The following is a 25,094-nucleotide window of genomic DNA, read 5'->3' as shown; positions in this document are numbered from 1 at the left end:
CTTGGCGACACATGGGAAGGTGCTAGGTTGAAGTAAGGCACCTTTCCTGATCCCGAGCCGATGCTGAACATTCCTCAAAAACCACTCCGATTACGCAAGAGCGGGAAAACCGAAACGCGGACGCAGTTCGCGGCCCTGTGTTATCGGATCAAGAATGATAAGGTTCAGGTCTGTTTGATTACCAGCAGAGGCACAGGCCGATGGGTTCTTCCCAAAGGTTGGCCCATGGATAAAAAGACACCTGCCGAGGCGGCTGCTATCGAAGCCTGGGAAGAAGCGGGGCTCACGGGGCATGCCCATTCTCAATGCATCGGTGTCTATTCCTATATTAAGCCTCTCTCCAAAACGCCGGTTCCGATTGTCGCGATGGTCTATCCTGTACACGTTCAGGCAGTTCATACGACTTGGCCCGAACGGCACGAACGCAAGCGCAAGTGGTTCGGACGAAAGAAAGCGGCAAGCAAGGTCGCCGAGCCCGCGCTTCGAGATCTGATCCTGAATTTTGACCCCAAACATTTGATCGGATAGGCTCTTCCAAGCCTTGGCCGAGGCGCTATATGACAGTCCGACACCTCTGACCGGCCCCGTGACGCATGATCCGATATTCACTCAAGTGTGACAAAGGTCACACCTTTGACAGTTGGTTTAAATCGGGTGAAGCCTTTGAAAAGCTCAAGGCTTCAAAGATGGTCGCATGTGCCGTTTGCGGTTCGGATGATGTGGCCAAGACATTGATGGCGCCGTCGGTTTCAACCGACAAAGAGCGCCCCCTGAGCGCTCCGCATTCCCCCGCAGAACAGGCCTTGGCCGAGCTACGCAAAGAGGTCGAAAGCAAAAGCGAATATGTCGGAACGAGATTCGCGAAAGAAGCCCGCGCCATGCATGACGGCAACGCGCCGATCCGCTCGATCTATGGCGAAGCAAAAGCCGACGAGGCAAAGGCTCTTATCGAAGAGGGCGTTCCGGTGATCCCCCTACCCTTTGGCCCCAAAAAGACACAAAACTGATACACAAACGGGCGCTGCGTCCCTTTTGCCATCATTGGACAATTGCCCTTGGCTCCAATGCCCATTATGAGGGCGGCGATATTTTGCAAGGGACAACCATGCCAACGCTCGTCATGAAATTCGGGGGGACTTCGGTCGCGAACCTCGACCGGATCCAGCGCGCCGCAAAGCGCGTCGCGCTTGAAGTTGCCAACGGTTACAACGTTATCGTTATTGTCTCGGCCATGTCGGGCAAAACGAACGAACTCGTCGGCTGGGTGAATGAAACCTCTCCGCTCTATGACGCGCGCGAATATGACGCCGTCGTCTCTTCGGGCGAGAACGTGACCGCAGGCCTTATGGCGCTGCGCTTGCAGGAAATGGAAATCCCCGCTCGCAGCTGGCAGGGCTGGCAGGTTCCGCTCATCACCAACGGTGCGCATGGCGCCGCGCGGATCGAGGAAATCCTCACCGAGAACGTCAACAAGAAATTCGACGAAGGCATGAAGGTTGCCGTGGTCGCCGGCTTCCAGGGGATCTCGCCCGAGGGTCGCATCACGACGCTTGGTCGCGGTGGTTCGGATACCACGGCGGTAGCTTTCGCCGCTGCATTCGATGCCGAGCGCTGCGATATCTATACGGACGTCGACGGGGTCTACACGACCGACCCGCGCATCACGTCCAAGGCACGCAAGCTCGAGAAAATCTCGTTTGAAGAAATGCTGGAACTGGCGTCGCTTGGTGCGAAAGTTCTGCAAACCCGTTCGGTCGAACTCGCAATGCGCTATAACGTCAAGCTGCGCGTGCTTAGCTCGTTCGAGGAACCGTCAGATGACGCAGGCACGCTGGTCTGCGCAGAGGAGCAAATCATGGAATCCAAAGCTGTTGCCGGTGTCGCCTATTCCCGCGAAGAGGCCAAACTGACCCTCGTCACCATCGAAGACAAGCCCGGCATCGCGGCTTCGATCTTTGGCCCGCTCGCCGAAGCAGGTGTCAACGTCGATATGATCGTTCAGAACATCTCGGAGCAAAACTATCAGGGTCACGCCGGCGGCGTCACCGATATGACCTTCTCTTGCCCGATCGATCAGCTCAAGCGCGCTGAGAAGGCGCTGACCGAGGCCAAAGAAAAAGGCCTCATCAAGTTCGATCGTATGGAAGCCGACACTGAAGTCGCCAAGGTGTCCGTCGTCGGCATCGGTATGCGCAGCCACGCAGGTGTCGCGGCCAAGATGTTCGAAGTGCTCTCGAAGGAAGGCATCAACATCAAGGTGATCGCAACGTCCGAGATCAAGATTTCGGTGCTGATCGACCGCAAATACATGGAGCTTGCAGTTCAAGCACTGCATGACGCGTTCGAGCTCGACAAAGGCTGATCGACGCGCTTCGCTAAACTGGAAAAGCCGCCCGAACGGGCGGCTTTTTTATTTGCCCAACCGTCCAAGATGGGTGTCGTGAAATCCGCTCGGCATTTTCAGTCCGTATCCAAGCATCCGATCAAATCCCGCATGCCCCATTATCAGCGCCCCGACGGTGAATTGCTCGTAAGAGTCACTTGATGCCCCAAGCACCAAGATCACCAACCCAAGCCCATAGCTGTGCATGAAATTATAGGTAAAAGAGCCGACTTTTTTGCCAACGAGATAGGCCAGAAAACTCAGATCAGGGGCAAAGAAGATCAACACCAATGCCCACCAAGGGTAAGCCAATTTATAACCAAGAAGAAAAGCCAAGAGCATCGCGCCAAAAACAAGCGCGCCTTCGACTCTCTGCCAGATGACAGTCGTCCGCTCAAATTGCATGAAATATCCAACCTAAACCCTAGTAAGAATATCCGCCCAGTTTTAAGGCAAATTGCCCTGTCGCCAAGCGGAAAGATGTAGAAACTTGTGCCTGAGCTTTTTGTCCACTCCCTTTCCGGACCAAGGTCGCCTATAGAGAGAGTCAAAGACTCCGGAAGGACCGATGGGACAAAAATTCGAAACCGATAGCCGTAGGTTGCTTGGCCGCCTGCGCGACACGATGGCCGAAGACGCAGCAGGGCAAGCGCGTCTCGACAAGATCGTGCATCTCATCGCTTCTTCAATGCAGACAGAAGTGTGCTCTATCTATCTCTTCCGTGACGAAGAAACTCTCGAACTTTGCGCAACCGAAGGACTTCAGGCCGAAGCGGTCCACAAAACACGCATGCGGCTTGGCGAGGGTCTCGTTGGTCGCACGGCCCGCACACGGCAGGTCGTCAACACGGCGGATGCGCCTGCGGAGAAGGGCTTCCGCTATATGCCCGAAACGGGCGAAGAACGGTATTCGTCGTTCTGCGGTGTCCCGATCCAGCGGCTCGGGAATGTGCTCGGTGTTCTGGTTGTTCAGTCCAAAGCATCGCGTCAGTTCACCGCCGACGAGGTCTATGCGCTTGAAGTCGTCGCAATGGTTCTTGCCGAAATGACCGAGCTCGGCGCTTTTATCGGCGAGGGTGCAGCGCTTTCTGCCCGCCATCAACAAGCGATGATGTTCCGCGGCACGACAGGACAAGAAGGGGCTGCAGAGGGGAACGTCTATCTGCACGAACCCCGTGTCGTGGTCACCAACCCCGTTGCCGACGACCCCGAAGCCGAGCTCTTGCGGCTTCGCGAGGCCGTGGACACCCTTCGAAACCAGATCGACCAGATGCTGGACCAAGCGGCGACAGTCAACGCAGATCAGGTCCAAGTGCTCGAGGCCTATCGGCTTTTTGCCAACTCCAAGAGTTGGATGCGCCGCATGGAGGACGATGTCGCGAACGGTCTTTCGGCTGAAGCTGCGGTCGAGAAAGAACAATCGCTGGCCCGTTCCCGCTTGCAAGGTTCGGGTGATGCCTACTTGCGCGAGCGCTTGCACGACCTTGATGACCTATCGAACCGGCTTCTTCGGATTTTGACGGGTCAAGGCGCGGATACAGGCGCGGAAATGCCCGAAAACCCCATTCTTGTGGCCCGCAATATCGGCCCGGGGGAATTGCTCGAATATGGCAAAACGCTCAAAGGGATCATCCTTGAAGAGGGGTCGGTCGGCTCGCATGCTGCCATTGTCGCACGCGCTTGGGCCATTCCGCTTGTCATCCATGCAAGGAACATAACGACCGAGGCCCTGAACGGGGATGCCGTAATCGTCGACGGGGACCAAGGCATCATACACCTGAGACCCGATGATGCGGTCAAAGCCGCGTTTCGCGACAAAATCGCGATGCAGGCGCGCGCGCAAGAACGCTATGCCTCGATCCGTCATCTTCCCGCTCAGGCGAAATGCGGCACTGTCATTTCGCTCAACATGAACGCAGGGCTGATGGCCGACCTGCCATCGCTTCCCTCTTCGGGTGCCGAAGGGGTGGGACTCTTCAGGACAGAGCTCCAGTTTCTGATCCGCAACCAAATGCCGAAGCGCGGTGAGCTTTCCGCACTTTACAGCCGCGTTATGGATGCGGCGGGTGGGCTTCCCGTGGCATTCCGCACGCTCGATATCGGATCGGACAAAGTGCTTCCCTATATGAAGCCTCAGGATGAACCCAATCCGGCGATGGGTTGGCGCGCGATCCGCGTCGGGCTCGATATGCCTGGCGTCTTGAGCATGCAGCTTCAGGCTTTGCTGCGCGGCGCCAATGGTCGCCCGCTGAAAGTCATGTTCCCCTTTATCACCCAGTTGTCCGAATTCCGTGAAGCACGCGCCAATCTGGACAAGGTGATCGAGCGCGAGCGAAAGCTCGGGCACACCCTTCCGTCGGCTCTGGAAGTCGGAGCGATGCTTGAAACGCCGAGCCTCGGATTCGCGCCCGATGCCTTCTTTGAAGAGGTCGATTTTATTTCGGTGGGCGGAAACGATCTCAAGCAGTTTTTCTTTGCCGCAGACCGCGAAAATGAACGCGTGCGCCGGAGATATGACACGCTCGACAGCAGCTTTATCGGATTTCTGGAAATGGTCGCCAAGCGTTGCACGGATGCAGGCAAAAAGCTTTCGTTCTGCGGCGAGGATGCAGGCAGACCCGTTGAAGCTGTCGCATTTGCGGCGATCGGGTTCCCGACGCTCTCTATGCGCCCTGCCTCCATCGGTCCGGTCAAACATCTTTTGCGCCGCGTGGATCTTCGCGAAGTGAAAGCCGTGATCGACGAAGCGCGCGCCAATGGCGAGCTCTCTGTGCGTCAAGCCGTCACCAGCTATCTCGCCAATCAATAAGTCAGGCGACCACGGGCGACTTCAATCGCGCAAGTTCCTCGTGAAAGGCATCGGCGACCTGATCGGCGTCATAGGTGCGCCCAGCCGCACGTAGCCCGAAGTGCACATGCGCCATTTCGGTGTAATAGCCGATAAATGCGTAATTGGTGCCCGCGCCCGCCGCCGCGCCGAGAATGGGCACCGCTTGAGACGCCAGTTTTTGCGAAAGAACCGTCGCAAATCGTGGGGCGACTTTGGCGATAAGCCCATGTACCGCCGCCCCAGACAAGCCGATGCGCGCTCCGATAAAGGTCGTGTCGATCCCGTCATCCTCGCCCATCGGCCCCCCAGCTCCGAACACCCTAAGACATTCCACGCGGGTTTCTTCTGTGCTCGGGTCTTCGCCATAGGTTTCGGCAACGGACTGGATCGAGCGGAAAATCACGGTCGTTGCGACGGGCAATTCAGCCAGAGCAGTCGGCAGCCCCCCAGCACCCCCCAAAGCGCCCGTCAAGGTTCCAAGCAGACGGTTCATCCGTTCGGTCGCAACTACGTTTTGAAGCGGTCCCTGACGGCTTTTGGCGGCAACGGAATAGCTTTTCTCAAGTGCTGATTTAGCGGCCTTTTCGATTTGCGCCCGCACCGGAGCAGGAAGAAGCTTCAAGCCATCCTCGACCTGACCACCGACATAGTTCATGGCCGTCATCAGGATGCCGTTAGCATCGCGTTGCCGACGCGCAAGCGCGCGCACCACCTCGCGGGCCTCCTCTGATAGCGGGTTTTCGGGGTTGATAACCTTCATCCATCTCTCCACGTCTCGACGGGTTAAAGATGGGCACTCTCTTCGGGATTGCAATCACCCGCGCGCTCGACATTGCCTTTGACCTGCGCCCAAGCACCTTCGACAAGTTCGATCCCCAAGACACGATCGGGGTTTGTCGGCGGCGGCATAATCACACCCTCGAGCTTTTCGAAACCGAAACGCTTGTAGTAGGGATAGTCGCCGACAAGCATGACACGCTCCCAACCAAGGTCGGTCGCCCTGTTCAGTGCCGCATGCATCAATATTCCGCCAAGCCCTTCCCCCTGACGCGTGGGGTGAACGGCCACAGGCCCGAGAAGAATCGCCAGATGCCCGTTTATGCAGACGGGCCAGTTTCGAATGACGCCGCCGATGATCCCCTGACCATCCCGTCCGACAAAGCATAACTCGCGGATCGGATCGACCCCTTCGCGCAGCCTGTAAGAGGAAAGAGCCGTTCGACCCGGTGCGAAACACAGGTCATAGAGGGCCTCGACGTCCCACCAATCTTCGGGTTTCTCGACGGTGAGTTCGAACATACGCCGGAAGGTCTCCCATTAGGTCTAGGCCTGAGTTAGCATGGCGCTAGCTGTGTCGCAAACGAGAGACAAGGACAACCGATGTTTTACGAACCAAAAGATGGACATGGGCTTCCGCATAACCCTTTCAATGCGATCATTTCGCCCCGTCCGATTGCTTGGGTTTCCACACGGTCCGCAAGCGGCACGGACAACATCGCGCCCTACTCTTTTTTCAACGCCGTCGCCTATGTGCCGCCGCAATTGATGTTTGCCTCGCAGGGACTCAAGGCGGGCCTGAACACGTCCAAGGATACCCTCGCCAATATCCGCGAGACCGGTGTATTTTGCGTCAACATCGTAGAATTCGCGATGCGGGATGCGATGAACCGATCCTCTGAAACGCTTGAATCCGACGTGGATGAATTCGATTTCGCACGGATCGACAAAGCAGAATGCACGACCATCGACTGTCCAAGAGCGGCCGATGTGCCAGCGTCGCTGGAATGCAAACTGACCGAGATCATGCCACTGGTCGGGGGTAAGAATTTCGTCGTCTTCGGAGAGGTCACGGGCGTTCATATGCGCGATGACTGTCTCGTTGACGGACGCTTCGACGTGACCGCGTTCAAACCTTTGGCAAGGCTCGGCTATCAGGATTACGCTGTGATCGAAGAGGTCTTCACCCTCACGCGTCCCGACGAGAGGTGAAGGTCCAAGCGCCGGAACCTAGGACAGGCGAGGCCTTTTCCGAAACCGCTTGGCTTCGGGACATCTTGATCGGGGTTGCGATGCCCGCAATCCCCTCGGGGTGAATGACAAGACCGCGCGCTTCGATTTGCGGGTCCGTCAACGCCTCTTGGACCGAATTGATCGGACCGCACGGAACGCCGACTTTTTCCAAAGCACTTATCAAATCGGCTTTGGTCCAGGTCGCGAGCGCGTTTTCCAGAGCAGTCGTCAAATCAGCCCGATGGGCAACACGTGCAGGATTGGTCGCGAACTTTTCCGACACCGCCAACTCGGCCCTCTCAAGCGCTCCGCAAAGCGCAACAAATTGCCGGTCGTTGCCACAGGCGATAATCACATGCCCATCCGCGCAAGGAAGCACCTGATACGGCACGATGTTCGGATGCGCATTCCCCAGACGCGAAGGCACAACACCGCCCAACAGGTAGTTCATCGCCTGATTGGCGAGCACACCGACACCTGTGTCGAAGAGAGCGATATCAAGATGCTGACCCAAACCGGACCGTGCGCGTTCCAGCAAAGCGGCCTCTATCGCGATTACGCCATAAAGCCCTGTAAAAATGTCTATCCAGGCAACACCGACCTTTTGCGGCTGACCGTCAGGCTCGCCCGTCAGGTCCATGATCCCGCTCATACCTTGGATCAGGAAATCATACCCCGGTTGCGCGGCCCTTGGCCCTGTTTGGCCGAAGCCCGTCACCGACGCATAGACAAGACGAGGATTGAGCGCGGAAAGACTTTCATAATCGAGCCCGTATTTCTTGAGCCCACCGACTTTGAAATTTTCGATCAAGACATCCGCATCGGCGATAAGAGCCTTGAGTTCCGCAAGATCATGAGGGTTCGAAAAATCGCAAGTGACCGAAGTCTTGCCCCTGTTTGCCGCATGGAAATAGGCTGCGACCTTTTCGGTGCCGCCTTTGCCGTCGTCACGCTCGATAAAGGGGGGACCCCATTTGCGGGTGTCATCCCCTTCGGGTGCTTCGACCTTGATCACCTCGGCACCAAGATCGGCGAGTGTTTGCCCCATCCACGGACCCGCAAGGATCCGTGCCAGTTCAACGACCTTGAGACCATTCAGCGCCGAAGTCATTGCTTAGAAGAACGCCTGAATGCCCGTTTGTGCACGACCAAGGATAAGGGCGTGCACGTCATGGGTGCCCTCATAGGTGTTCACCGTCTCGAGGTTCTGGGCGTGCCGCATGATGTGATAGCCGATCTGGATACCGTTCCCACCGTGCATATCACGTGCGTGACGTGCGATGTCGAGCGCCTTACCGCAGTTGTTGCGCTTGATAAGGCTGATCATCTCGGGCGCAAAACGACCCTCGTCCAAAAGCCGTCCAACACGAAGCGAAGCTTGAAGACCGAGCGTAATCTCGGTTTGCATGTCCGCAAGTTTCTTCTGATAGAGTTGGGTTCCGGCAAGAGGCTTGCCGAATTGCTTGCGATCAAGCCCGTAGCCGCGTGCGCGGTGCCAGCAATCCTCGGCTGCCCCCATCACGCCCCAGCTGATGCCGTAACGTGCACGGTTCAAACAGCCGAAGGGACCGCTCATGCCTTCGGTATCGGGAAGGAGGGCGTCTTCGCCGACCTCGACGTTCTCCATCACGATTTCACCCGTAATCGAAGCCCGAAGAGACAATTTGCCTTCAATCTTGGGGGCCGACAGCCCCTTCATTCCCTTTTCAAGGATAAAGCCGCGCACCTTGTTGCCGTGGGCTTCGGATTTGGCCCAGACGACGAAAACATCAGCGAGCGGCGCATTCGAAATCCACATCTTGGAACCATTGAGCACATAGCCGCCCTCGGTCTTGGTAGCACGCGTCTTCATGCCTGCAGGATCGGACCCTGCTTCGGGTTCGGTCAAACCAAAACACCCGATGAATTCGCCCGATGCAAGTTTGGGAAGATATTTCATCCGCTGTTCTTCGGAACCATAGGCGTAGATCGGGAACATCACGAGGCTCGATTGCACCGACATCATCGATCGATAGCCCGAGTCGATCCGTTCGACCTCTCTTGCGACAAGCCCATAGGACACATAAGACGCGCCGACCCCGCCGTATTGTTCGGGAACGGTCACACCCAAAAGTCCGGCTGCACCCATATCACGGAAAATTTCGGGGTCTGTATGCTCGTTCAGATAGGCGTTCTCGACCCGAGGCGCGAGGCTTTCCGCGGCAAAGGCTTTTGCGCTGTCTTCGATCATGCGCTCTTCTTCGGTCAGCTGATCGGCAAGAAGGAAAGGATCGGCCCAGTCAAACGCCTGACCTTTGTGGTTCACACCCGCCATATGACATCTCCTCGAATTGGTCGTTTCGCGCAGATACTGCACGATCCCACGGGGAAAGGGGAGATGTATTTTGATCAAATTTTTGACACGGCAAAAGAAAAGGCCGCAAGAGGGCGGCCTTTTCCGGTTATGGTGTGGGCTTAGTGACCCAAAATCTGGCTCAGGAACAGCTTTGTGCGTTCGGATTGCGGGTTGTTGAAGAACTCTTTCGGCTCGTTCTGTTCCACAATCTGGCCTTGGTCCATAAAAATCACGCGGTTTGCAACGGCTTGGGCAAAGCCCATCTCATGCGTAACGCAGAGCATGGTCATTCCCTCTTCGGCAAGCTCGATCATGGTATCGAGAACTTCCTTGATCATCTCGGGATCAAGAGCCGACGTCGGTTCATCAAAGAGCATGATGCGCGGCTTCATACAGAGCGAGCGCGCAATCGCCACTCGCTGTTGCTGACCGCCCGAAAGCTGGCCCGGATATTTGTGGGCCTGATCGGGGATCTTCACCTTTTCAAGGAAGTGCATCGCTGTTTCTTCGGCCTCTTTGCGCGGCACCTTGCGAACCCAGATCGGCGCAAGGGTGCAGTTCTCGAGGATCGTCAGGTGCGGGAAAAGGTTGAAGTGCTGGAAACACATCCCGACTTCGGAACGGATCTTGTCGATGTTCTTGAGATCAGACGACAGCTCGGTCCCATCCACGATGATCTGACCGGACTGGTGTTCTTCGAGACGGTTGATACAGCGGATCAGGGTCGATTTACCCGAACCCGAAGGGCCACAGATCACGATACGCTCACCGCGATTGACCGTCAGGTTGATGTCACGAAGCACATGGAACTGACCGTACCACTTGTTCATGCCGTTGATTTGGATTGCGACTTCATCCGACACTGTCATGCCGCTGCGGTCGATTTCTCGTTCGATTGAGAGTTCAGACATTTGTGGTCTCCTTAGCGGTGATCACGCTGGAGTTTTTTCTCCAGGTAAAGTGAATAGCGTCCCATGCTGAAGCAGAAGACAAAGAAGAGAAGGCCGATAAAGACGAACAATTCCCAATAGATGCCGTTCCAGTCGGAGGTGGCGCGGATAGAGTTCGACAGGCCGATCGGATCGAGAAGCCCGATAAACATCACGAGCGTGGTGTCTTTGAAAAGGCCGATAAAGGTGTTCACGATACCGGGGATCGAGATCTTGAGAGCCTGCGGCAACACGATAAGACGCATAGACTTCCAATAATCGAGACCCAGCGCATCGGCTGCTTCATATTGCCCCTTGGGAAGCGCAGCGAGACCACCGCGCACCACTTCGGCGATATAGGCGGACGAGAAGAACGTCACCATAATCACCACCCGAAGCATGAGGTCGAACTCGGTGCCCGGCGGGAGGAAGTAGTTGAGCAACAAAGAGGCCGTGAACAGCCACACGATCAAAGGAACACCACGAATGATCTCGATGAACGCAACAGAAATCGTGTGGATGATGAACAGGTTCGATTGACGGCCGAGGGCCAACATAATCCCGAGCCCCATGGAGAGCGAAATCCCCGCAAGGCCGATCACCAAAGCAAGCATGAAGCCGCCAAAGTCACGACTGTTGACAGGCTCAAGCCCGACGATCCCGATCTGGCCATAGATAGAGGCGATCGCAAGCTCTGCAGAGTCGAGGTTCGATTTTGCAGAGATTGCAGCGTTCAAGGCGTTCAGATCCTCGGCCGAAGTGCCGTCAGGCGCTTGGTTCGGGGTGCGCAAGCCGCGAAGAGCAGAAGGCAGCGCAGCCTCCAATTCCTTGTAGGTCGCACGCAACGTTGGAAGCTGTTCTTCCAGCGTCGGGAGCGTCGGAATGGACGACAGAAGAGCGCGGGCGTCGGACATCTCTTGCTGGATATTCACGATTTGCGCCGCAAATGCGAGGTCTTGGCGACGCAGCACCTGAAGCTCGTCCACTTTGGCAAGGAAGGCCGCTTTGGCGTTTTGGTCTTGTGAACCCTCGGCAGTTGCGGCTTCGAGCAAAGCTGCTTTTTCAGCATTTGCGGCCGCAATCAAAGGCTCGAGCTCTTTCTTGCGCGTTTCAAGCGCCGCCAGCTCAGGTGCGAGTTCGGCCCGAAGCGCCGTAGCCTCTTGCAGGATGCTTTCTGCACGCGCCTGTCCGACCATGTGGTGGAGCGATGCATTGATCGACGGAGCAGCGACGAGCCACCAGAAGATCGCGCCAAGGATTGCCGCAACCGTTGCGACGATCAAATTGATCCGCGATCCCGCGATGAAAAGGAGCGCCCCTACCACGAACCCTGCGATGACCAGCAGAGGCACCCAGAACGAGCCCCCCCACAGAAGCCAGGTCGCAAGAAAGGGGTAAAGTCCCGAGAACCAGAGCATCTTGGTCGGAACGCGCTCGGAATAAAGGATAGGAGCGAGCGCAGGCACCAAGAGCACGAAGGTCAGGATCGGACGCCAGTAGAAGGCCGAAGGATAAAAGCCGAACATCAACTGGAGCCAGCGGTCAGAGATGACCGCAAAACATGCACCTGTCGAAGCTCCTTCAACGGCCAGAACCTCGCGGCATTCCCCGAGTGACCCTGCGGTCCAGACCGAATTGGCGAACCATGGATAAAGGTGGGAAACGAGCGTGTAGACCACATAGATCGACAAAATCGTCAGGATCGCGTTCAGCCAAGAGCTGAACAGGTTCTCGCGCACCCATTTCACCGCGCCTTTTTGGGTGATGGGCGGCTCTTGCTGGGGGAGCATTGTGTCCCGCACGTAGAGGACGGATTGGGCGTGTGTCTCGCTCATATTACCGCTCCTTCAGCTTAACGCTGTTGTTGTAGAAGTTCATGCCCGACGAAATCAGCAGGCTGATCAGAAGATAGAACGATCCCAAAAGGAGCATCCCCTCCAGCTCGCGGCCCGTCTGGTTGATCGTGATCCCGCCAAGCGTTGCACGAACGTCCATGTAACCCACCGCAATGGCGAGCGAGGAGTTCTTGGTCAGGTTCAGGAATTGGGAAATCAGCGGCGGAATAATCACGCGAAGCGCCTGCGGCAGGATCACGAGGTTCATCGTTCGGTTCGGGCGCAAGCCAAGCGCAAAGGCCGCTTCGGTTTGGCCTTTGGAGACCGAAAGGATACCTGCGCGAACAATCTCTGCGATGAATGCGCCGGTATACAGCGAAAGCGCAAACCAGAGTGCGATGAGTGAATTCCGAAGCTGTAACCCGCCGGTGAAGTTGAATCCGCCAAGCTCGGGAGAGTTGAGCGTAATCGCGGGATTGAAAGACTGTTCGCCCGGCAACAAGAAGCCCTGAAGGACGAAAACTGCGGCAAGTCCAGCGACCAAAGAAGCCATAACGATCCACAGCGAAACAGGGGGTTCCCCCGTCAAGAGCTGCTTTTGGAGCGACTTCTTGCGATAAACATAAGCCGCAACAATGCCCAAAAGGGTTATAATACCAAAGAGTGTGGCCCCTGAATGGAACACAGGGCTCGGCACGAAAATGCCGCGGTTGGTGATCGCAACAGAGTCCCAAAGGATCATGGATGCAGATCCGCCTTCTCTGAAATCACGCGGCTGCGGCGTGGATTCCGTCATCAGGGCAAAGATCAGGATGATCCAGAGGAGCAAAGGAACGTTTCTGAATCCCTCTACGTAAACCGCCATAAGCCGTGCCACCACCCAGTTCTTGGAGAGGCGGAGCACACCGACAATCACGCCGATGATCGTGGCCATGATGCAGCCAAGGAATGCCACCAGAAGGGTGTTTGCGATCCCGACAAGCGCTGCGCGTCCGTGGGACATCGAATTATCATATTCGATCAGGGTCTGGTTGATGTCATAGCCTGCGCGGCTCGACAGGAAACCAAAGTCGAATTCCTTACCGAGTGCGGCAAGGTTCGCAATCGTATTTGCAATCAGCCAATAGATGATGCTCACGAGCAAAATGGTCGCGACCACCTGAATGGTGAGCGACCGATAACGTGTATCATAGATAAGCTGACTGAGCCGGAAGCCTTTTTCCGGCTGCTCCGTGAGGGTCGTCATATGTCTCTCCCCGGCTCCCAAATCCAAATCTTCGTGCCAGTTGGTCCGGCATCATAAGATCTCTGGAGGGTGTGCGCTGTTAGTCTTCTTTTTGAAAACGGTAAGGGGGCGTGCACGATGCACGCCCCCTCCCGATTTGATCTTAGCGAACGGGTGCCGAATAGATCAGGCCACCTTCGGTCCACTGCGCGTTCAGACCGCGAGCAAGGCCGATCGGGGTGTTCTCACCGATGTTGCGCTCGAAGATCTCGCCATAGTTGCCGCCAGCAGCAATCGCGTTGACAGCCCATTTGGCGTCGAGACCCATCATCGCACCAAGTTCACCTTCGGTGCCGAGAAGACGGTTCACTTCGGGGTTGGTGGTCGGAGCAGCAGCAAGCTCTGCAACGTTTGCAGAGGTTACACCGAGCTCTTCAGCCGAGATAAGTGCATTGAGGGTCCAGCGTGCGATATCCGCCCACTCGTTGTCGCCGTGACGAACAGCAGGTCCAAGCGGTTCTTTGGAAATGATTTCCGGAAGAAGCACGTGGTCCGCAGGCGCTTCAAAGGTTGCGCGGGTTGCGGCAAGGCCCGAAGCGTCGGTGGTGTAAACGTCACAAGCACCTGCGAGATACTGCTGCTGGGCTTCTGCGTTGGTTTCGATCGGAACGGGTTCGTAGCTGATGTTGTTCGCGCGGAAGAAGTCGGCGAGGTTCAGTTCGGTGGTGGTGCCGGTCTGGATACAGACGGTAGCGCCATCAAGATCCTTGGCCGAAGATACGCCGAGCGACTTGGGAACCATGAAGCCCTGACCATCGTAGTAGTTCACGCCGATGAAATCGAGCTTGAGGTCGGTGTCGCGCGAGTAGGTCCAGGTGGTGTTACGTGCAAGCACGTCGATTTCGCCGGACGAAAGCGCGGTGAAACGGGTCTGGGTGGTCAGCGGAACGAACTCTACAGCAGAGCCATCACCGAAGACGGCGCCGGCAAGTGCGCGGCAGAAATCTACGTCAAAACCCTGCCAGTTACCGTTGGCGTCGGGGTTCGAGAAACCCGGCAGACCGGTGGACACGCCACAGTTCAGTTTGCCACGTGCACGTACGTCGTCAAGCGTAGCAGCCGAAGCTGCGGTGGCTGCAAGACCAGCAACAGTCAGTGCGCCAAGCAGAACAGTTTTTTTCATTTTTACCTCTTCCTGAGTTTCCAGTTCTGGACTGGTTTTTGTGTCTGTCCGAAAAGAACAGAATAGTTCATCGCAGCACAACGTGCCGCAACTAGGGATCAGAGTGTGTGATTTTAGACCATTAGGTCAAGGCCTACGCGCCAAGTTCTGGGGGATTCAACACTCGCTTGCGCTAAAATTAAGGCTGTTTATCGGGCAAACGCCTTAATTTCAGCTAAAGAACGCTGAACTATCAGTTCATTAACTGACGTTACGGCACAAACCGAGAATACGCGCTGCCGTTGTAAACTCTTTGAATTTCTTCTCTGCAAGCTCTGTCGCTTCTTCGTCTTTGCCCCATTGTTCCTCTTGCCAGGTCTCGTCGATCCGCGACAAACGCCAGCCTTCGGCAACATCGACACGGCCTTCTGCGACAGCCAAAGCGATCACGAGCGAGCCCGACATGGCAACAAGATCATGAAAAGCTGCTATTTCGAAATTGTTGAACTTTTTAACGGCGGTATGGAGTGTTTCCTGCCCTGCTGCGTCCTGAGCCACGTGCATCACGCCCGATCCGACCGCAAGCCGGACATGGTGATTCGTCGCGAGCCAGTCGAGAAGCGGGTCCCACGCCTGTTGTTGGCGCTCCAGCAATTCGGCGGGCTCCGAAGCGCGATAGCAAAGCAGATCGGTTCCACCATAACTTGCCAACATCGCAACGACTTCGTCGCGCTGCGCAGCAACCTTGTCCAAAGCGGCATTTGCAGAACGCGTCACGGGCATCGTGGTCGGATCGACCTCGCCTTCTTGCGCGTCCCATTCTTGGGCAATGGCTTCGGCCAAAGCGCGTGTGGGCACGACCAAGAGTGTCTTGGCCGGTGTCTTGACCTGACGACCATCAAGCAGGACCTGAAAACCGCCGTCGGTCTCGGCAATAGAGGTTTCTTTCCAGAACCGTTTTGCTTTCCAACCGCTCATCTCTTACTTCTCCAATAGTCGTTCGATCGTTTGCGGGAGTGCCTCGAACCCGTCGATCACAGCATCAGCACCGAGCTGCGATGCATCGTGGTATCCCCAGCTAACCGCGATGCTCTTAACACTAGCAGAACGGGCCATATCAATATCAAAACTCGTATCCCCCACCATGACAGTGCGGGACTTATCAACTCCGGTCTCGCCAAGGGCGGCCTCTATCATCGACGGATGTGGCTTGGAGGGGTGGAAATCGGCGCATTGGAGGCTCGTGAAAACGCCCTCTAGTTCATGCCCCTTGATCAAAGCGTCAAGCCCACGCTTCGATTTACCCGTCGCAACCGCAAGCATCGTCCAAGGATCGGCAGCCAGTCTTTCCAGAACCTCGCGGACTTTGGGAAAAAGCGGGCTTGTCGCAGGTGTGCCGTCGCGCGAACGGGACTCGAAATAATGCGCGCGATAGGCAGCGAGCATTCCGGCATGATCCACGTCCGTTGGCGCAAGGCGTTCCAAAGCATGTTCGAGCGAAAGCCCGACGATCCCCAGAATTTCCTTCCGAGACGGGGCGTCCAATCCGACCGCGCCAAAGGCCGCATTCATCGATGCAACGATCAATCCCTGACTATCGACTAGGGTGCCATCAACGTCGAATATGACGAGCCTTAGCTCAGGCATCGGGCATGTTGAACGGATCAAGCGGCGCGTGGGTCACATCCCAACCGACATAGTCCCAAGTCGCCTGCATGTGCGAAGGCAAGGGTGCCTCGAGCGTCAGCATTTTTTTGGTGATCGGATGCTCGATAATCAAAGTGCGCGCATGCAGGTGAAGCTTGCGGCTGATCTCTCCGCCGATCCCTGCACCCCAACCGTCACCCATATTTTCCTGAGATGAACCGCCGTATTTGCCATCACCGAGGATCGGGTGTCCGATCTCGGCCATATGCGCACGAAGCTGGTGGGTACGGCCAGTGATCGGCACGAGCGCCATCCATGCAATACGGGACCCGAGAGACGAAAGAACGGCAAAGTCCGTATGTGCGCGTTTAGCACCTTCGGTTTCGGCAACCTCGCGCGGGTGGATGCAGCGCATCTTTTCCGCTTCTCCGCCATGTCCGCGGCCCGGAGCTTTCAAGAGACCGTATTTGATCGAACCAGCGCGGGGCGAAGGCACGCCGGCAACGGCAGCCCAGTAAATCTTGCGCACATTGCGGTGACGAAGCGCTTCGGAAAGCCCGCGGGCCACTCGGTCGGTGCGTGCAAGTAGCAAAAGTCCCGATGTGTCCTTGTCCAGACGGTGCACCAATTTGGGGCGGTCTTTATAGCCGAACTTGAGTGCCTCGGCGAGCCCGTCCACGTGGCGGTCGCCCTGCCCCGAGCCCCCCTGAGAAGGAAGTCCCGCAGGTTTATTCAGAACGATGATGTGCTCGTCCTTCCAGAGAACTGCATCCTGGATCATTTCCGCGTCCGAACGCGTGATCTTGCGGATTTGCTTGGGCGCAGGCTGGGCCGTATCTTCGCTCAGAGGCGGAATGCGGACTTTTTGCCCGTATTCCAGACGGGTCGCGGATTTCACACGTGCGCCGTCGACTCGCAGCTCGCCTTTGCGGCACATCTTTTCAATGCGGCCTTGGGTCAGATGCGGATAAAGACGACGCAGCCAACGGTCGATCCGCTGATCCGCGTCTTCTTGGGTGATGGTGACGGTCTGGACGCCGCTCATGATAGCACTCCTCGTGCGATGGCCATTCCGACGATCAAGGCAGCAATGCCGACCGCAACGGAGCCGAATACATATGTGGCGGCAAGCAGAATGTCGCCACGTTGATAAAGGTTCACCGCATCAAGCGAGAACGCAGAAAAGGTCGTAAAGCCGCCAAGAACGCCTGTCATTATCAACGGGGCGAACTGGTTCCCCCCCCGATGTGCAAAGGCGACCACGAGCACGCCCATAAGGAACGACCCGAGAATATTGACCACGACCGTGCCATAGGGAAAGCCACCCCCAAGGAGGCGCATCGCGCCCACATTGGTCAGGTAACGGCACGAAGCGCCAATGGCGCCGCCGAGAGCGACTTGGATCAAACTGGTCATCATCCGCCTCCCTTGGCCTTTCAGCCCACAAGAGTCAATTGTCGGCCTTGTTCCGCTTGGCTCGCAATCCTGCAAAATAGTCGACGCGCTTCTTCAGATCGCGTTCGAAACCGCGATCCACAGGCAGATAGTAGATCCCGCGTTTCATCCCGTCGGGGAAATAGTTCTGTCCGCTAAAGGCATCTTCGGCACTGTGGTCGTATTGGTACCCCGACCCATAGCCCTGTTCCTTCATTAGCCGCGTTGGAGCGTTCAGGATATGCTTGGGCGGAGGCTCGGACCCCGTTTGACGCGCGGCCGCACGTGCTGCTTTGTAGGCGGCATAGCCAGCGTTCGATTTTGGGGCGAGCGCAAGGTAGATCACGGCCTGTGCAAGCGCCAATTCGCCTTCGGGGCTTCCGATCCGCTCATAGGTTTCCCATGCATGGAGGCAGATCGTCTGGGCCTGAGGGTCTGCCAAAGCGATGTCTTCGACCGCCATCCGAACAAGCCGTCTTGCAAGATAGCGGGGGTCTTCGCCCCCTTCGAGCATACGCGCAAACCAGTAGAGCGCGGCATCGGGATCGGACCCGCGCACCGATTTGTGGAGAGCCGAGATAAGGTTATAATGCTCATCGCCGCTTTTGTCGTATTTGGCCGCCCGCTTCATCAGCCGCGTGGTGAGCGCATCGGTGCCGAGCTTGCCATCGATCTTCCAAGCCGCAACCTGCTCGATCAGATTGAGCAAAGCACGGCCGTCTCCATCGGCCATATCGAGCAAGGCTGCGCGCGCCGCCCCGTCGAGCGGCAACATACGGTTCAGCTCTTTTTCTGCGCGCTGCATCAAGCGTTCGAGATCCGCAGGCGAGAGACGGTTCAGCACCAGCACCTGTGCACGGCTCAGCACAGCGGCGTTGAGTTCGAACGAAGGGTTCTCTGTGGTCGCGCCGACCAAGAGGATCGTGCCATCCTCCATATGCGGCAAAAATCCATCCTGCTGCGCTTTGTTGAAACGATGGATCTCGTCCACAAACAAAAGCGTTCCCCGCCCTGTTTTGCGCCTGAGTTTCGCCGCTTCAAAGACCTTTCGAAGTTCGGGCACACCCGTAAAGATCGCGCTGATCTGTTCAAAATGGAGATCGGTTTCTCGCGCCAAGAGCCTTGCGATCGTGGTCTTGCCTACTCCGGGCGGACCCCAAAGGATCAGCGAGGACAACGACCCCGAAGCGAGCATAATCCCCAAGGGTGCATCGGGCCCAAGCACCTGCTCCTGACCTATGACTTCGCCAAGCGTCTTGGGCCGCAGACGATCCGCGAGCGGCCTTGGCGCGTTCCCTTGCGTTTCGGTTTCCGGGGTGTCGAACAGGTCTGCCATGCGGCCAACCTATGTCGCGCCCGAAGCTTTGAAAAGGCTCAGTGCAGATGTGCGGAAAAGTCGATCCAAACGGCCTGATAATCGATCCCGCCCATGTTCATATTGCGGCCCGCGGCATCCATCTGGAGATGACAGCGCGCAGCCCATCGGTGCCAATTCGAAGGCAGCAAGGCGATCATGCGCGTTATGCCCTCCTCGCGGCTGGCGCGGAGCATTTGACTTACCAACCTCAAACGCACCTTGCTCCGAAGTCCCGCAGGAAGGTCGTGCGCCACAAAGCCGCGCGTCACCTCCCATGTCCCCGCGTCTTGCGGAGCGGCATCATACAAAAGGTCGCTCGGAATAGAATCAAGCAGGCCGCGCTGCGCATCTCGGATCATATAGCTGTAAACGCCGCACCGTGCCGTTGTGGGAGTCAGGCGGACGCCGGCGAGGACAGCACCTGATTGGTCGTGCACCGCAACCCAGCGCGATTGGGGCGTATCATACTGGTCATATTCCATCCCCATCGTCTCGGGGAGTTCCCAACGGTTGCGCACAATAAAGCTTTCGCGGCGCGCGCGCAGGATATTGGCGAAAAGCTCGCCGTGTTGATGAAGATTTGCGAAAGAAAGGGTGGTGCTTTGCATCGATGCCTCCGGCATGAAAATGGGTTGGAAAACCCAGCCGAGACGCGGTGCGCGGTGAGATGACGAAGAAAACCATGTGGAAATTCGCATGGGGAGCAGACCCAGGCGAACTGCGATGATGACGACCGCGGTCACAGGCCATAGCCAAAGTGGTCCGCGCTTGTTGACGTTTCGACAGGGCGCAAATTGTCAGGTCCGGTTTGAACCTTTCGGGGGCTGTTTGAGCGCAGCGAACGAGCCTGTTTTGCCGCATCCGTCCCCCAACGGGCTGCGGCACCTGCTGCACAAGAACCTCCTTGTTAGTAAGCGAACGACGACCGCCGTTCAGAGCTGACTGGTGCCCCACTCCCGCACCCCGCGTTGCAAGTACAACGTGGCCCACCGTGCGTATTTCCAATGCTTCAAACGTAATTTGTGCGGTCATGGCGAAAGTCTTGCCAAGACCGTAAATAATTCGTCAACCTTAAATTGTATTTGATAAAATTTATTTCCTAAAAAGCGAAAAAGCCCCGCCGAAGGGGCGGGGCTTTAACGAAAGTTTAAGACTTTGGGTCTTACTCTTCGACTTCGACCTCAAGTGCTGCGAGGCGGGCTTTGTCAGCGGCGCCTTTTGCAGCCGGATCGCGGTCTACGAATTCGATGATCGCCATCGGAGCCATGTCGCCATAACGGAAACCGGCTTTCATGATGCGGATGTAGCCACCCTGACGGTCCTGGTAACGCGGGCCGAGCACTTCGAAAAGCTTGGCAACGTGACGGTCTTCCTTGAGGCGAGCAGCAGCCTGACGACGTGCATGAAGATCACCGCGCTTACCGAGCGTGATGAGCTTTTCTACGACGCGGCGCAGATCTTTGGCCTTGGGAAGGGTGGTTTTGATTTGTTCGTGCTCGATGAGGGCACCAGCCATGTTCGCAAACAGGGCTTTACGGTGTTCATGAGTACGGTTCAGGCGGCGGTAACCACGAGCGTGACGCATTTTCTAACTCCTAAGTAGCGTTTTGCTTTGTCCGATGGCCGATGCGTGTCAGCCATTCTCCTTGGGGCGGGATGCCCGGGTCGTGGAAATGGCGGGAAAGTCCCGCCATTCCTTACGAAAACCTTAGAACTGGTCTTCGAATTTCTTGGCGAGATCTTCGATGTTGTCCGGCGGCCAGTCCTCGACATCCATGCCGAGGTGGAGACCCATGCCAGAAAGCACTTCTTTGATCTCGTTGAGCGACTTACGGCCAAAGTTCGGGGTGCGGAGCATCTCGGCTTCGGTTTTCTGGATAAGATCGCCGATGTAAACGATGTTATCGTTCTTGAGGCAGTTTGCCGAACGAACGGAGAGTTCCAGCTCGTCAACCTTCTTGAGAAGGAGCGGGTTGAACTCGAGACCGTCATCGTCCGAACCAGCCGAAGCCGACTCGGGTTCGTCAAAGTTCACGAAGATCGAAAGCTGATCCTGAAGGATGCGAGCGGCGTAAGCAACTGCGTCATCAGGCGTGATCGAACCGTCGGTTTCGACTTTGAGGGTCAGCTTGTCATAGTCCAGAACCTGACCTTCACGGGTCGGCTGAACATCGTAAGAGACCTTCTTGACCGGCGAGTAGATGGCGTCGATGGCAATCATGCCGATCGGTGCATCTTCAGGCTTGTTCTTGTCGGCAGCGACGTAACCCTTACCGGTGTTAACGGTGAGCTCCATGTAGAGATCAGCGCCATCATCAAGGTGACAGATCACGTGGTCTTTGTTCAGAACTTCGATGCCGGCCGATTCGGAAATGTCGGCAGCGGTCACTGCGCCCGGGCCTTTGGCCTGAACGGTGAGACGCTTGGGGCCTTCGACTTCCATACGGATCGCGACGCCTTTGAGGTTCAGAACGATATCGGTGACATCTTCACGAACGCCGGCAACCGACGAAAACTCGTGCAGAACGTTGTCGATCTGAACGGCAGTGATGGCGGCGCCCTGAAGCGACGACATCAGGATGCGGCGCAGTGCGTTGCCGAGGGTAAGACCAAAGCCACGCTCAAGCGGTTCGGCAATTACAGTCGCCTGACGCTGCGGGTCATTCCCCGGCTTGACGTCAAGCTGGGTCGGCTTGATCAATTCGGCCCAATTCTTGTGGATCATGCGTCCCTCCATTCTTGTCTGCCTTCCATGTCCTAAAAGGCAAACGCCCGAGGTTTCAAAATGACGGACTGGGGCCGTGGAAAAACCACAGCCCCAGTTGGATATTCAGCGATTATACGCGACGACGCTTCGGCGGACGGCAGCCGTTGTGAGCGATCGGGGTCACGTCACGGATCGACGTGATGTTGAAGCCCACGGCAGCCAGAGCGCGCAGAGCCGATTCACGACCCGAACCGGGGCCCTGAACTTCGACTTCGAGCGTCTTCACGCCATGTTCCTGAGCCTTGCGGCCAGCGTCTTCTGCAGCCATCTGAGCGGCATAAGGGGTCGACTTACGCGAGCCCTTGAAGCCCATGGTGCCAGCGGACGACCACGAGATAGCATTGCCCTGAACGTCGGAGATCAGGATTTTGGTGTTGTTGAACGAAGAGTTCACATGAGCAACGCCAGCGGCGATGTTCTTGGAAACCTTTTTCTTGCCACCACGACGGGTATCACGAGCCATTGTCTATGCCCTCCCTTACTTCTTCTTACCAGCGATGGCCTTTGCGGGGCCTTTACGGGTGCGAGCGTTGGTGTGGGTACGCTGACCGCGAACCGGGAGGTTACGACGGTGACGAAGGCCACGGTAGCAACCGAGGTCCATCAGGCGCTTGATGTTCATCGTAACTTCACGACGAAGGTCACCTTCGACAGTGAGGTTGGCGTCGATGTATTCGCGGATCGCAAGAACTTCTGCGTCCGAGAGGTCGTTCACACGACGGCTCGACTCGATCTTAACAGCTTCGCAGATCTCTTTCGCGATCGCGGGGCCGATACCGGTGATGTAGGTGAGGGCGATGGGAACCCGCTTTCCAGTCGGGATGTTCACGCCGGCAATACGTGCCACGTTAGCTTTCCTTTCGTTGCGGTTCCGTATTTCCGGAACCTTTTTTCACAACGGAAGCCCGAAGGTTAACCAACGGGCCACAGTCATATGAGATAGTCGCGGCGATCGGGAGCGACCCGCTGCCGCCATGATTCCCCATTGGGGGATGCGGTGCTTTAGAAGGGATTGACTGCCTCGTCAAGCGCTTGCTGCCAATAAGCACCAAGGTGCGACACTCGGCCGATCTTGGCGCGAAGTGTATTGTTATAAAAAGAGCCCCGACGCCGATACGGCGCGGGGCTCATTTTCATGACAAATTTACAGCCTTCAGCCGAGGATATTGGCGATCTGCTCCGAAACTTCATCGATCGAAGCAAGGCCGTCCACGGTCTTGAGGTCGCCCTTGGCCCAGTAATAGCCGATCAGGGGCGATGTCTTCTTGTAGTATTCCATCAAGCGGATCTTGAGGCTTTCCTCGTTGTCATCCGCACGGGCAGGTTGGCCAGCTTTACGGGCCTCTTCTGCACGACCGACGATCCGACCGACGAGCACTTCGTCGTTGACCTGCATCTCGATAACGGCGTCGAGGGTTTCGCCCTGCTCTGCCAACAGCTGACCCAATGCGTCCGCCTGCGGGAGCGTGCGCGGGAAGCCATCGAAAATGAACCCGCCCTTTTTCTCGCCCTGAAGCTTTTCGCGGATCAGGCCGATCACGATCTCGTCTGTGACGAGCTCGCCCGCGTCCATGATCGCTGCGACTTTCTTACCCATCTCGGTGCCCGACGTTTTCGCAGCGCGCAGCATATCGCCGGTGGAGAGCTGGATCATGTCCCGCTCTTCAACGAGTTTTGCTGCCTGAGTGCCTTTGCCCGCTCCGGGCGGTCCGAGAAGGATAATATTCATCGACGAGAGGGTCCCTTGGTCCGTTTCTTAGCAGCACGCTTACCACGCAACTGCGATTTTTCAATTAGCCCTTCGTATTGATGGGCGAGCAGGTGCGATTGAATCTGCTGGATGGTGTCCATTCCAACCGAAACGATGATCAGCACCGAAGTGCCCCCGAAATAAAAGGGAATCGACAATTGTGAACGCAGAATCTCTGGCATGAGACAAACTAGCGCAAGGTAAGCCGAACCCAGAACGAGAACACGCGTGACCACATAGTCAAGATATTCGGCAGTTCTCTTGCCCGGACGGATACCGGGAACAAAGCCACCCTGGTTCTTGAGATTCTCTGCAACTTCGTCGGTCTTGAAGGCAACTTCACGGGTGTAGAAGTAGGTGAAGAACACGATCATCGCCGTGAAGAAGATCAGATAAAGCGGCTGACCAGGACCGAAGTAGGCAAGGATCGTCGACATAACGGGACCCGAAGAGCCGCCAGAGAAGGTCGAGAGCGTCGTCGGCAAAAGCAAAAGTGCCGAAGCGAAAATCGCGGGAATAACACCGGCGGGGTTGACCTTGATGGGAAGATGGCTCGAGCCGCCCTCATAGGTCTTCATACCACGCTGTTGGCGGGGATATTGAATGTGCACTTTACGAAGGCTCCGCTCCATAAAGACCACAAACATCAATACAGCCGCGAGCATGACGATGATACCGATCACCAGCATGGCATTGCGCGTTTCCTGAGCCGTCGTAAGGAACTGAGCGGCAGCAGCGGGAAGCTCGGCGACAATACCGACGAAGATGATGAGGGAAATGCCGTTACCGATGCCGCGCGCGGTGATCTGCTCGCCGACCCACATAAGGAACATGGTTCCACCGACAAGCGTCACGACACAAGCGGCGCGGAAATAGAGGCCGGGATCAGAGACAAGATCACCCGCCTCAAGGCTGACCGCGAGGCCGTAAGCCTGAAACGTTGCGAGAACGACAGTGCCGAAACGCGTATACTGGTTCAGCTTGCGACGACCGTTTTCGCCCTCTTTCTTCAGCTGCTTCCAAGGTTCATACATCGAACCGAGAAGCTGAACGATGATCGAGGCCGAAATATACGGCATGATCCCGAGTGCGAAGATGCCCATACGGCTCAATGCGCCGCCCGTGAACATCGATAGGATACCGCCGATACCCGAAGCCGCGCCTTCCATAAAGTTACGGAGCGCTGCACCGTCGATCCCCGGAACAGGAATATAGGTGCCAAGCCGGTAAACGATCAAAAGTCCGAGGGTAAACAGAATACGTTGCCGAAGCTCGGTCGCCTTGCCAAAGGAAGACCAGCTCAGGTTCGCTGCCATTTGTTCTGCTGCTGAAGCCATAAAGCGTCTCTTTTCATCAAAAACGCCGCAGGCCGGTTTTCCGGTCTGCGGCGTTGGGAAAACTGTCAGTGATGTAAGCGCCCGTCAAGGCGC

The 25,094-nt window shown here is 56.7% G+C and carries 25 protein-coding genes and 1 pseudogene; 5 read left to right on the top strand and 21 right to left on the bottom strand.

Features of this window, described 5'->3' with window-relative positions; translation table 11 throughout:
* Nucleotides 1–60 precede the first annotated feature (60 nt).
* The 3 genes from QQG91_RS01395 to QQG91_RS01385 all read left to right on the top strand — a co-directional run bounded on the left by QQG91_RS01395 (nucleotide 61) and on the right by QQG91_RS01385 (nucleotide 2,362).
* Complete coding sequence (locus tag QQG91_RS01395) at nucleotides 61–528, top strand: NUDIX hydrolase (protein ID WP_285771199.1); 468 nt, start codon at nucleotides 61–63, stop codon at nucleotides 526–528.
* Between the two features lie 65 nt (nucleotides 529–593).
* A complete protein-coding gene (locus tag QQG91_RS01390) occupies nucleotides 594–1,007 on the top strand; it encodes a DUF1178 family protein (RefSeq protein WP_285771198.1) in 414 nt (137 codons plus the stop codon).
* Between the two features lie 98 nt (nucleotides 1,008–1,105).
* Nucleotides 1,106–2,362: an aspartate kinase gene (locus tag QQG91_RS01385; protein ID WP_285771197.1), complete on the top strand. Its 1,257-nt coding sequence runs from the start codon at nucleotides 1,106–1,108 to the stop codon at nucleotides 2,360–2,362.
* A gap of 48 nt (nucleotides 2,363–2,410) precedes the next feature.
* Here the strand turns inward: QQG91_RS01385 and QQG91_RS01380 are convergent, their stop codons facing one another.
* Entirely contained in the window at nucleotides 2,411–2,788 is a 378-nt protein-coding gene (locus tag QQG91_RS01380; protein WP_285771196.1) for a DUF4260 domain-containing protein, read from the bottom strand.
* A gap of 163 nt (nucleotides 2,789–2,951) precedes the next feature.
* Here QQG91_RS01380 and ptsP point away from each other — a divergent pair, with 163 nt between their 5' ends.
* The gene (ptsP, locus tag QQG91_RS01375) at nucleotides 2,952–5,192 is read left to right on the top strand and encodes a phosphoenolpyruvate--protein phosphotransferase (RefSeq protein WP_285771195.1); all 2,241 of its coding nucleotides are present in this window, start codon (nucleotides 2,952–2,954) and stop codon (nucleotides 5,190–5,192) included.
* A gap of 1 nt (nucleotide 5,193) precedes the next feature.
* On the opposite strand, the gene QQG91_RS01370 is transcribed toward ptsP, so the two are convergent.
* Nucleotides 5,194–5,973 (bottom strand): EcsC family protein, encoded by a 780-nt coding sequence (locus QQG91_RS01370; protein ID WP_285771194.1) that lies wholly within the window; start codon nucleotides 5,971–5,973, stop codon nucleotides 5,194–5,196.
* 23 nt (nucleotides 5,974–5,996) lie between these two features.
* Nucleotides 5,997–6,512 carry a GNAT family N-acetyltransferase gene (locus QQG91_RS01365; protein WP_285771193.1) on the bottom strand — a complete coding sequence of 172 codons (516 nt, stop codon included), beginning with the start codon at nucleotides 6,510–6,512 and terminating at the stop codon, nucleotides 5,997–5,999.
* Nucleotides 6,513–6,593: 81 nt separating this feature from the next.
* On the opposite strand from QQG91_RS01365, the gene QQG91_RS01360 reads away from it, so the two are divergent.
* Nucleotides 6,594–7,202 carry a flavin reductase family protein gene (locus QQG91_RS01360; RefSeq protein ID WP_285771192.1) on the top strand — a complete coding sequence of 203 codons (609 nt, stop codon included), beginning with the start codon at nucleotides 6,594–6,596 and terminating at the stop codon, nucleotides 7,200–7,202.
* Here the strand turns inward: QQG91_RS01360 and QQG91_RS01355 are convergent.
* The 18 genes and pseudogenes from QQG91_RS01355 to secY form a co-directional block, all read right to left on the bottom strand.
* A complete protein-coding gene (locus tag QQG91_RS01355; RefSeq protein WP_285771191.1) occupies nucleotides 7,180–8,334 on the bottom strand; it encodes a CaiB/BaiF CoA transferase family protein in 1,155 nt (384 codons plus the stop codon). The two genes, QQG91_RS01360 and QQG91_RS01355, sit on opposite strands and share 23 nt — an antisense overlap.
* 3 nt (nucleotides 8,335–8,337) lie before the next feature.
* Nucleotides 8,338–9,537 (bottom strand): acyl-CoA dehydrogenase, encoded by a 1,200-nt coding sequence (locus QQG91_RS01350; RefSeq protein WP_285771190.1) that lies wholly within the window; start codon nucleotides 9,535–9,537, stop codon nucleotides 8,338–8,340.
* A 140-nt stretch (nucleotides 9,538–9,677) separates the two neighbouring features.
* Nucleotides 9,678–10,469 (bottom strand): amino acid ABC transporter ATP-binding protein, encoded by a 792-nt coding sequence (locus tag QQG91_RS01345; protein WP_285771189.1) that lies wholly within the window; start codon nucleotides 10,467–10,469, stop codon nucleotides 9,678–9,680.
* Nucleotides 10,470–10,480: 11 nt separating this feature from the next.
* Nucleotides 10,481–11,137: pseudogene (locus tag QQG91_RS15595) on the bottom strand (amino acid ABC transporter permease); the annotation flags it as partial.
* A gap of 1,186 nt (nucleotides 11,138–12,323) precedes the next feature.
* Nucleotides 12,324–13,568, bottom strand: a complete 1,245-nt coding sequence (locus QQG91_RS01335; protein ID WP_285771187.1) for an amino acid ABC transporter permease — start codon at nucleotides 13,566–13,568, stop codon at nucleotides 12,324–12,326.
* 142 nt (nucleotides 13,569–13,710) lie between these two features.
* Complete coding sequence (locus tag QQG91_RS01330) at nucleotides 13,711–14,730, bottom strand: amino acid ABC transporter substrate-binding protein (protein ID WP_285771186.1); 1,020 nt, start codon at nucleotides 14,728–14,730, stop codon at nucleotides 13,711–13,713.
* A gap of 240 nt (nucleotides 14,731–14,970) precedes the next feature.
* Complete coding sequence (locus tag QQG91_RS01325; protein WP_285771185.1) at nucleotides 14,971–15,687, bottom strand: ATP12 family chaperone protein; 717 nt, start codon at nucleotides 15,685–15,687, stop codon at nucleotides 14,971–14,973.
* 3 nt (nucleotides 15,688–15,690) lie between these two features.
* Nucleotides 15,691–16,296 carry an HAD-IA family hydrolase gene (locus tag QQG91_RS01320; protein WP_502881583.1) on the bottom strand — a complete coding sequence of 202 codons (606 nt, stop codon included), beginning with the start codon at nucleotides 16,294–16,296 and terminating at the stop codon, nucleotides 15,691–15,693.
* Nucleotides 16,297–16,348: 52 nt separating this feature from the next.
* Nucleotides 16,349–17,401, bottom strand: a complete 1,053-nt coding sequence (locus QQG91_RS01315) for an RluA family pseudouridine synthase (protein ID WP_285771183.1) — start codon at nucleotides 17,399–17,401, stop codon at nucleotides 16,349–16,351.
* Nucleotides 17,398–17,775 (bottom strand): fluoride efflux transporter CrcB, encoded by a 378-nt coding sequence (crcB, locus tag QQG91_RS01310; RefSeq protein WP_285771182.1) that lies wholly within the window; start codon nucleotides 17,773–17,775, stop codon nucleotides 17,398–17,400. The genes QQG91_RS01315 and crcB overlap by 4 nt, the downstream gene beginning before the upstream one ends.
* Nucleotides 17,776–17,806: 31 nt before the next feature.
* Nucleotides 17,807–19,126, bottom strand: a complete 1,320-nt coding sequence (locus QQG91_RS01305; protein WP_285771181.1) for a replication-associated recombination protein A — start codon at nucleotides 19,124–19,126, stop codon at nucleotides 17,807–17,809.
* A 38-nt stretch (nucleotides 19,127–19,164) separates the two neighbouring features.
* Nucleotides 19,165–19,755 carry an acyl-homoserine-lactone synthase gene (locus QQG91_RS01300; protein ID WP_285771180.1) on the bottom strand — a complete coding sequence of 197 codons (591 nt, stop codon included), beginning with the start codon at nucleotides 19,753–19,755 and terminating at the stop codon, nucleotides 19,165–19,167.
* Nucleotides 19,756–20,309: 554 nt separating this feature from the next.
* Nucleotides 20,310–20,732 (bottom strand): 50S ribosomal protein L17, encoded by a 423-nt coding sequence (gene rplQ / locus QQG91_RS01295; RefSeq protein ID WP_285771179.1) that lies wholly within the window; start codon nucleotides 20,730–20,732, stop codon nucleotides 20,310–20,312.
* 123 nt (nucleotides 20,733–20,855) lie between these two features.
* Nucleotides 20,856–21,872 carry a DNA-directed RNA polymerase subunit alpha gene (locus QQG91_RS01290; RefSeq protein ID WP_285771178.1) on the bottom strand — a complete coding sequence of 339 codons (1,017 nt, stop codon included), beginning with the start codon at nucleotides 21,870–21,872 and terminating at the stop codon, nucleotides 20,856–20,858.
* A gap of 112 nt (nucleotides 21,873–21,984) precedes the next feature.
* Complete coding sequence (rpsK, locus tag QQG91_RS01285; RefSeq protein ID WP_085786913.1) at nucleotides 21,985–22,377, bottom strand: 30S ribosomal protein S11; 393 nt, start codon at nucleotides 22,375–22,377, stop codon at nucleotides 21,985–21,987.
* A gap of 15 nt (nucleotides 22,378–22,392) precedes the next feature.
* Entirely contained in the window at nucleotides 22,393–22,761 is a 369-nt protein-coding gene (gene rpsM / locus QQG91_RS01280) for a 30S ribosomal protein S13 (protein WP_285771177.1), read from the bottom strand.
* A 306-nt stretch (nucleotides 22,762–23,067) separates the two neighbouring features.
* Nucleotides 23,068–23,643, bottom strand: coding sequence for an adenylate kinase (locus tag QQG91_RS01275; protein ID WP_285771176.1), 576 nt, complete (start codon nucleotides 23,641–23,643; stop codon nucleotides 23,068–23,070).
* On the bottom strand, nucleotides 23,640–25,001 hold the full coding sequence (gene secY, locus QQG91_RS01270) for a preprotein translocase subunit SecY (RefSeq protein ID WP_285771175.1): 1,362 nt from the start codon (nucleotides 24,999–25,001) through the stop codon (nucleotides 23,640–23,642). The genes QQG91_RS01275 and secY overlap by 4 nt, the downstream gene beginning before the upstream one ends.
* Nucleotides 25,002–25,094 lie beyond the last annotated feature (93 nt).

The organism is Marivivens sp. LCG002, from assembly GCF_030264275.1.
In the GTDB taxonomy this organism is placed as follows: Bacteria; Pseudomonadota; Alphaproteobacteria; order Rhodobacterales; family Rhodobacteraceae; genus Marivivens.
This window is presented reverse-complemented; position numbering and strand designations above follow the sequence as displayed.

What these genes read in the sequence shown, in the direction of transcription:
- QQG91_RS01290 (WP_285771178.1), bottom strand. Translation starts at nt 21,872, where the DNA reads ATGATCCACAAGAATTGGGCCGAATTGATCAAGCCGACCCAGCTTGAC.
- QQG91_RS01300 (WP_285771180.1), bottom strand. Translation starts at nt 19,755, where the DNA reads ATGCAAAGCACCACCCTTTCTTTCGCAAATCTTCATCAACACGGCGAG.
- QQG91_RS01365 (WP_285771193.1), bottom strand. Translation starts at nt 6,512, where the DNA reads ATGTTCGAACTCACCGTCGAGAAACCCGAAGATTGGTGGGACGTCGAG.
- QQG91_RS01325 (WP_285771185.1), bottom strand. Translation starts at nt 15,687, where the DNA reads ATGAGCGGTTGGAAAGCAAAACGGTTCTGGAAAGAAACCTCTATTGCC.
- QQG91_RS01305 (WP_285771181.1), bottom strand. Translation starts at nt 19,126, where the DNA reads ATGGCAGACCTGTTCGACACCCCGGAAACCGAAACGCAAGGGAACGCG.
- QQG91_RS01395 (WP_285771199.1), top strand. Translation starts at nt 61, where the DNA reads ATGCTGAACATTCCTCAAAAACCACTCCGATTACGCAAGAGCGGGAAA.
- QQG91_RS01360 (WP_285771192.1), top strand. Translation starts at nt 6,594, where the DNA reads ATGTTTTACGAACCAAAAGATGGACATGGGCTTCCGCATAACCCTTTC.
- QQG91_RS01315 (WP_285771183.1), bottom strand. Translation starts at nt 17,401, where the DNA reads ATGAGCGGCGTCCAGACCGTCACCATCACCCAAGAAGACGCGGATCAG.
- ptsP (WP_285771195.1), top strand. Translation starts at nt 2,952, where the DNA reads ATGGGACAAAAATTCGAAACCGATAGCCGTAGGTTGCTTGGCCGCCTG.
- QQG91_RS01390 (WP_285771198.1), top strand. Translation starts at nt 594, where the DNA reads ATGATCCGATATTCACTCAAGTGTGACAAAGGTCACACCTTTGACAGT.
- crcB (WP_285771182.1), bottom strand. Translation starts at nt 17,775, where the DNA reads ATGATGACCAGTTTGATCCAAGTCGCTCTCGGCGGCGCCATTGGCGCT.
- QQG91_RS01385 (WP_285771197.1), top strand. Translation starts at nt 1,106, where the DNA reads ATGCCAACGCTCGTCATGAAATTCGGGGGGACTTCGGTCGCGAACCTC.
- QQG91_RS01370 (WP_285771194.1), bottom strand. Translation starts at nt 5,973, where the DNA reads ATGAAGGTTATCAACCCCGAAAACCCGCTATCAGAGGAGGCCCGCGAG.
- rplQ (WP_285771179.1), bottom strand. Translation starts at nt 20,732, where the DNA reads ATGCGTCACGCTCGTGGTTACCGCCGCCTGAACCGTACTCATGAACAC.
- QQG91_RS01335 (WP_285771187.1), bottom strand. Translation starts at nt 13,568, where the DNA reads ATGACGACCCTCACGGAGCAGCCGGAAAAAGGCTTCCGGCTCAGTCAG.
- QQG91_RS01330 (WP_285771186.1), bottom strand. Translation starts at nt 14,730, where the DNA reads ATGAAAAAAACTGTTCTGCTTGGCGCACTGACTGTTGCTGGTCTTGCA.
- QQG91_RS01380 (WP_285771196.1), bottom strand. Translation starts at nt 2,788, where the DNA reads ATGCAATTTGAGCGGACGACTGTCATCTGGCAGAGAGTCGAAGGCGCG.
- rpsK (WP_085786913.1), bottom strand. Translation starts at nt 22,377, where the DNA reads ATGGCTCGTGATACCCGTCGTGGTGGCAAGAAAAAGGTTTCCAAGAAC.
- QQG91_RS01355 (WP_285771191.1), bottom strand. Translation starts at nt 8,334, where the DNA reads ATGACTTCGGCGCTGAATGGTCTCAAGGTCGTTGAACTGGCACGGATC.
- secY (WP_285771175.1), bottom strand. Translation starts at nt 25,001, where the DNA reads ATGGCTTCAGCAGCAGAACAAATGGCAGCGAACCTGAGCTGGTCTTCC.
- QQG91_RS01345 (WP_285771189.1), bottom strand. Translation starts at nt 10,469, where the DNA reads ATGTCTGAACTCTCAATCGAACGAGAAATCGACCGCAGCGGCATGACA.
- QQG91_RS01275 (WP_285771176.1), bottom strand. Translation starts at nt 23,643, where the DNA reads ATGAATATTATCCTTCTCGGACCGCCCGGAGCGGGCAAAGGCACTCAG.
- QQG91_RS01350 (WP_285771190.1), bottom strand. Translation starts at nt 9,537, where the DNA reads ATGGCGGGTGTGAACCACAAAGGTCAGGCGTTTGACTGGGCCGATCCT.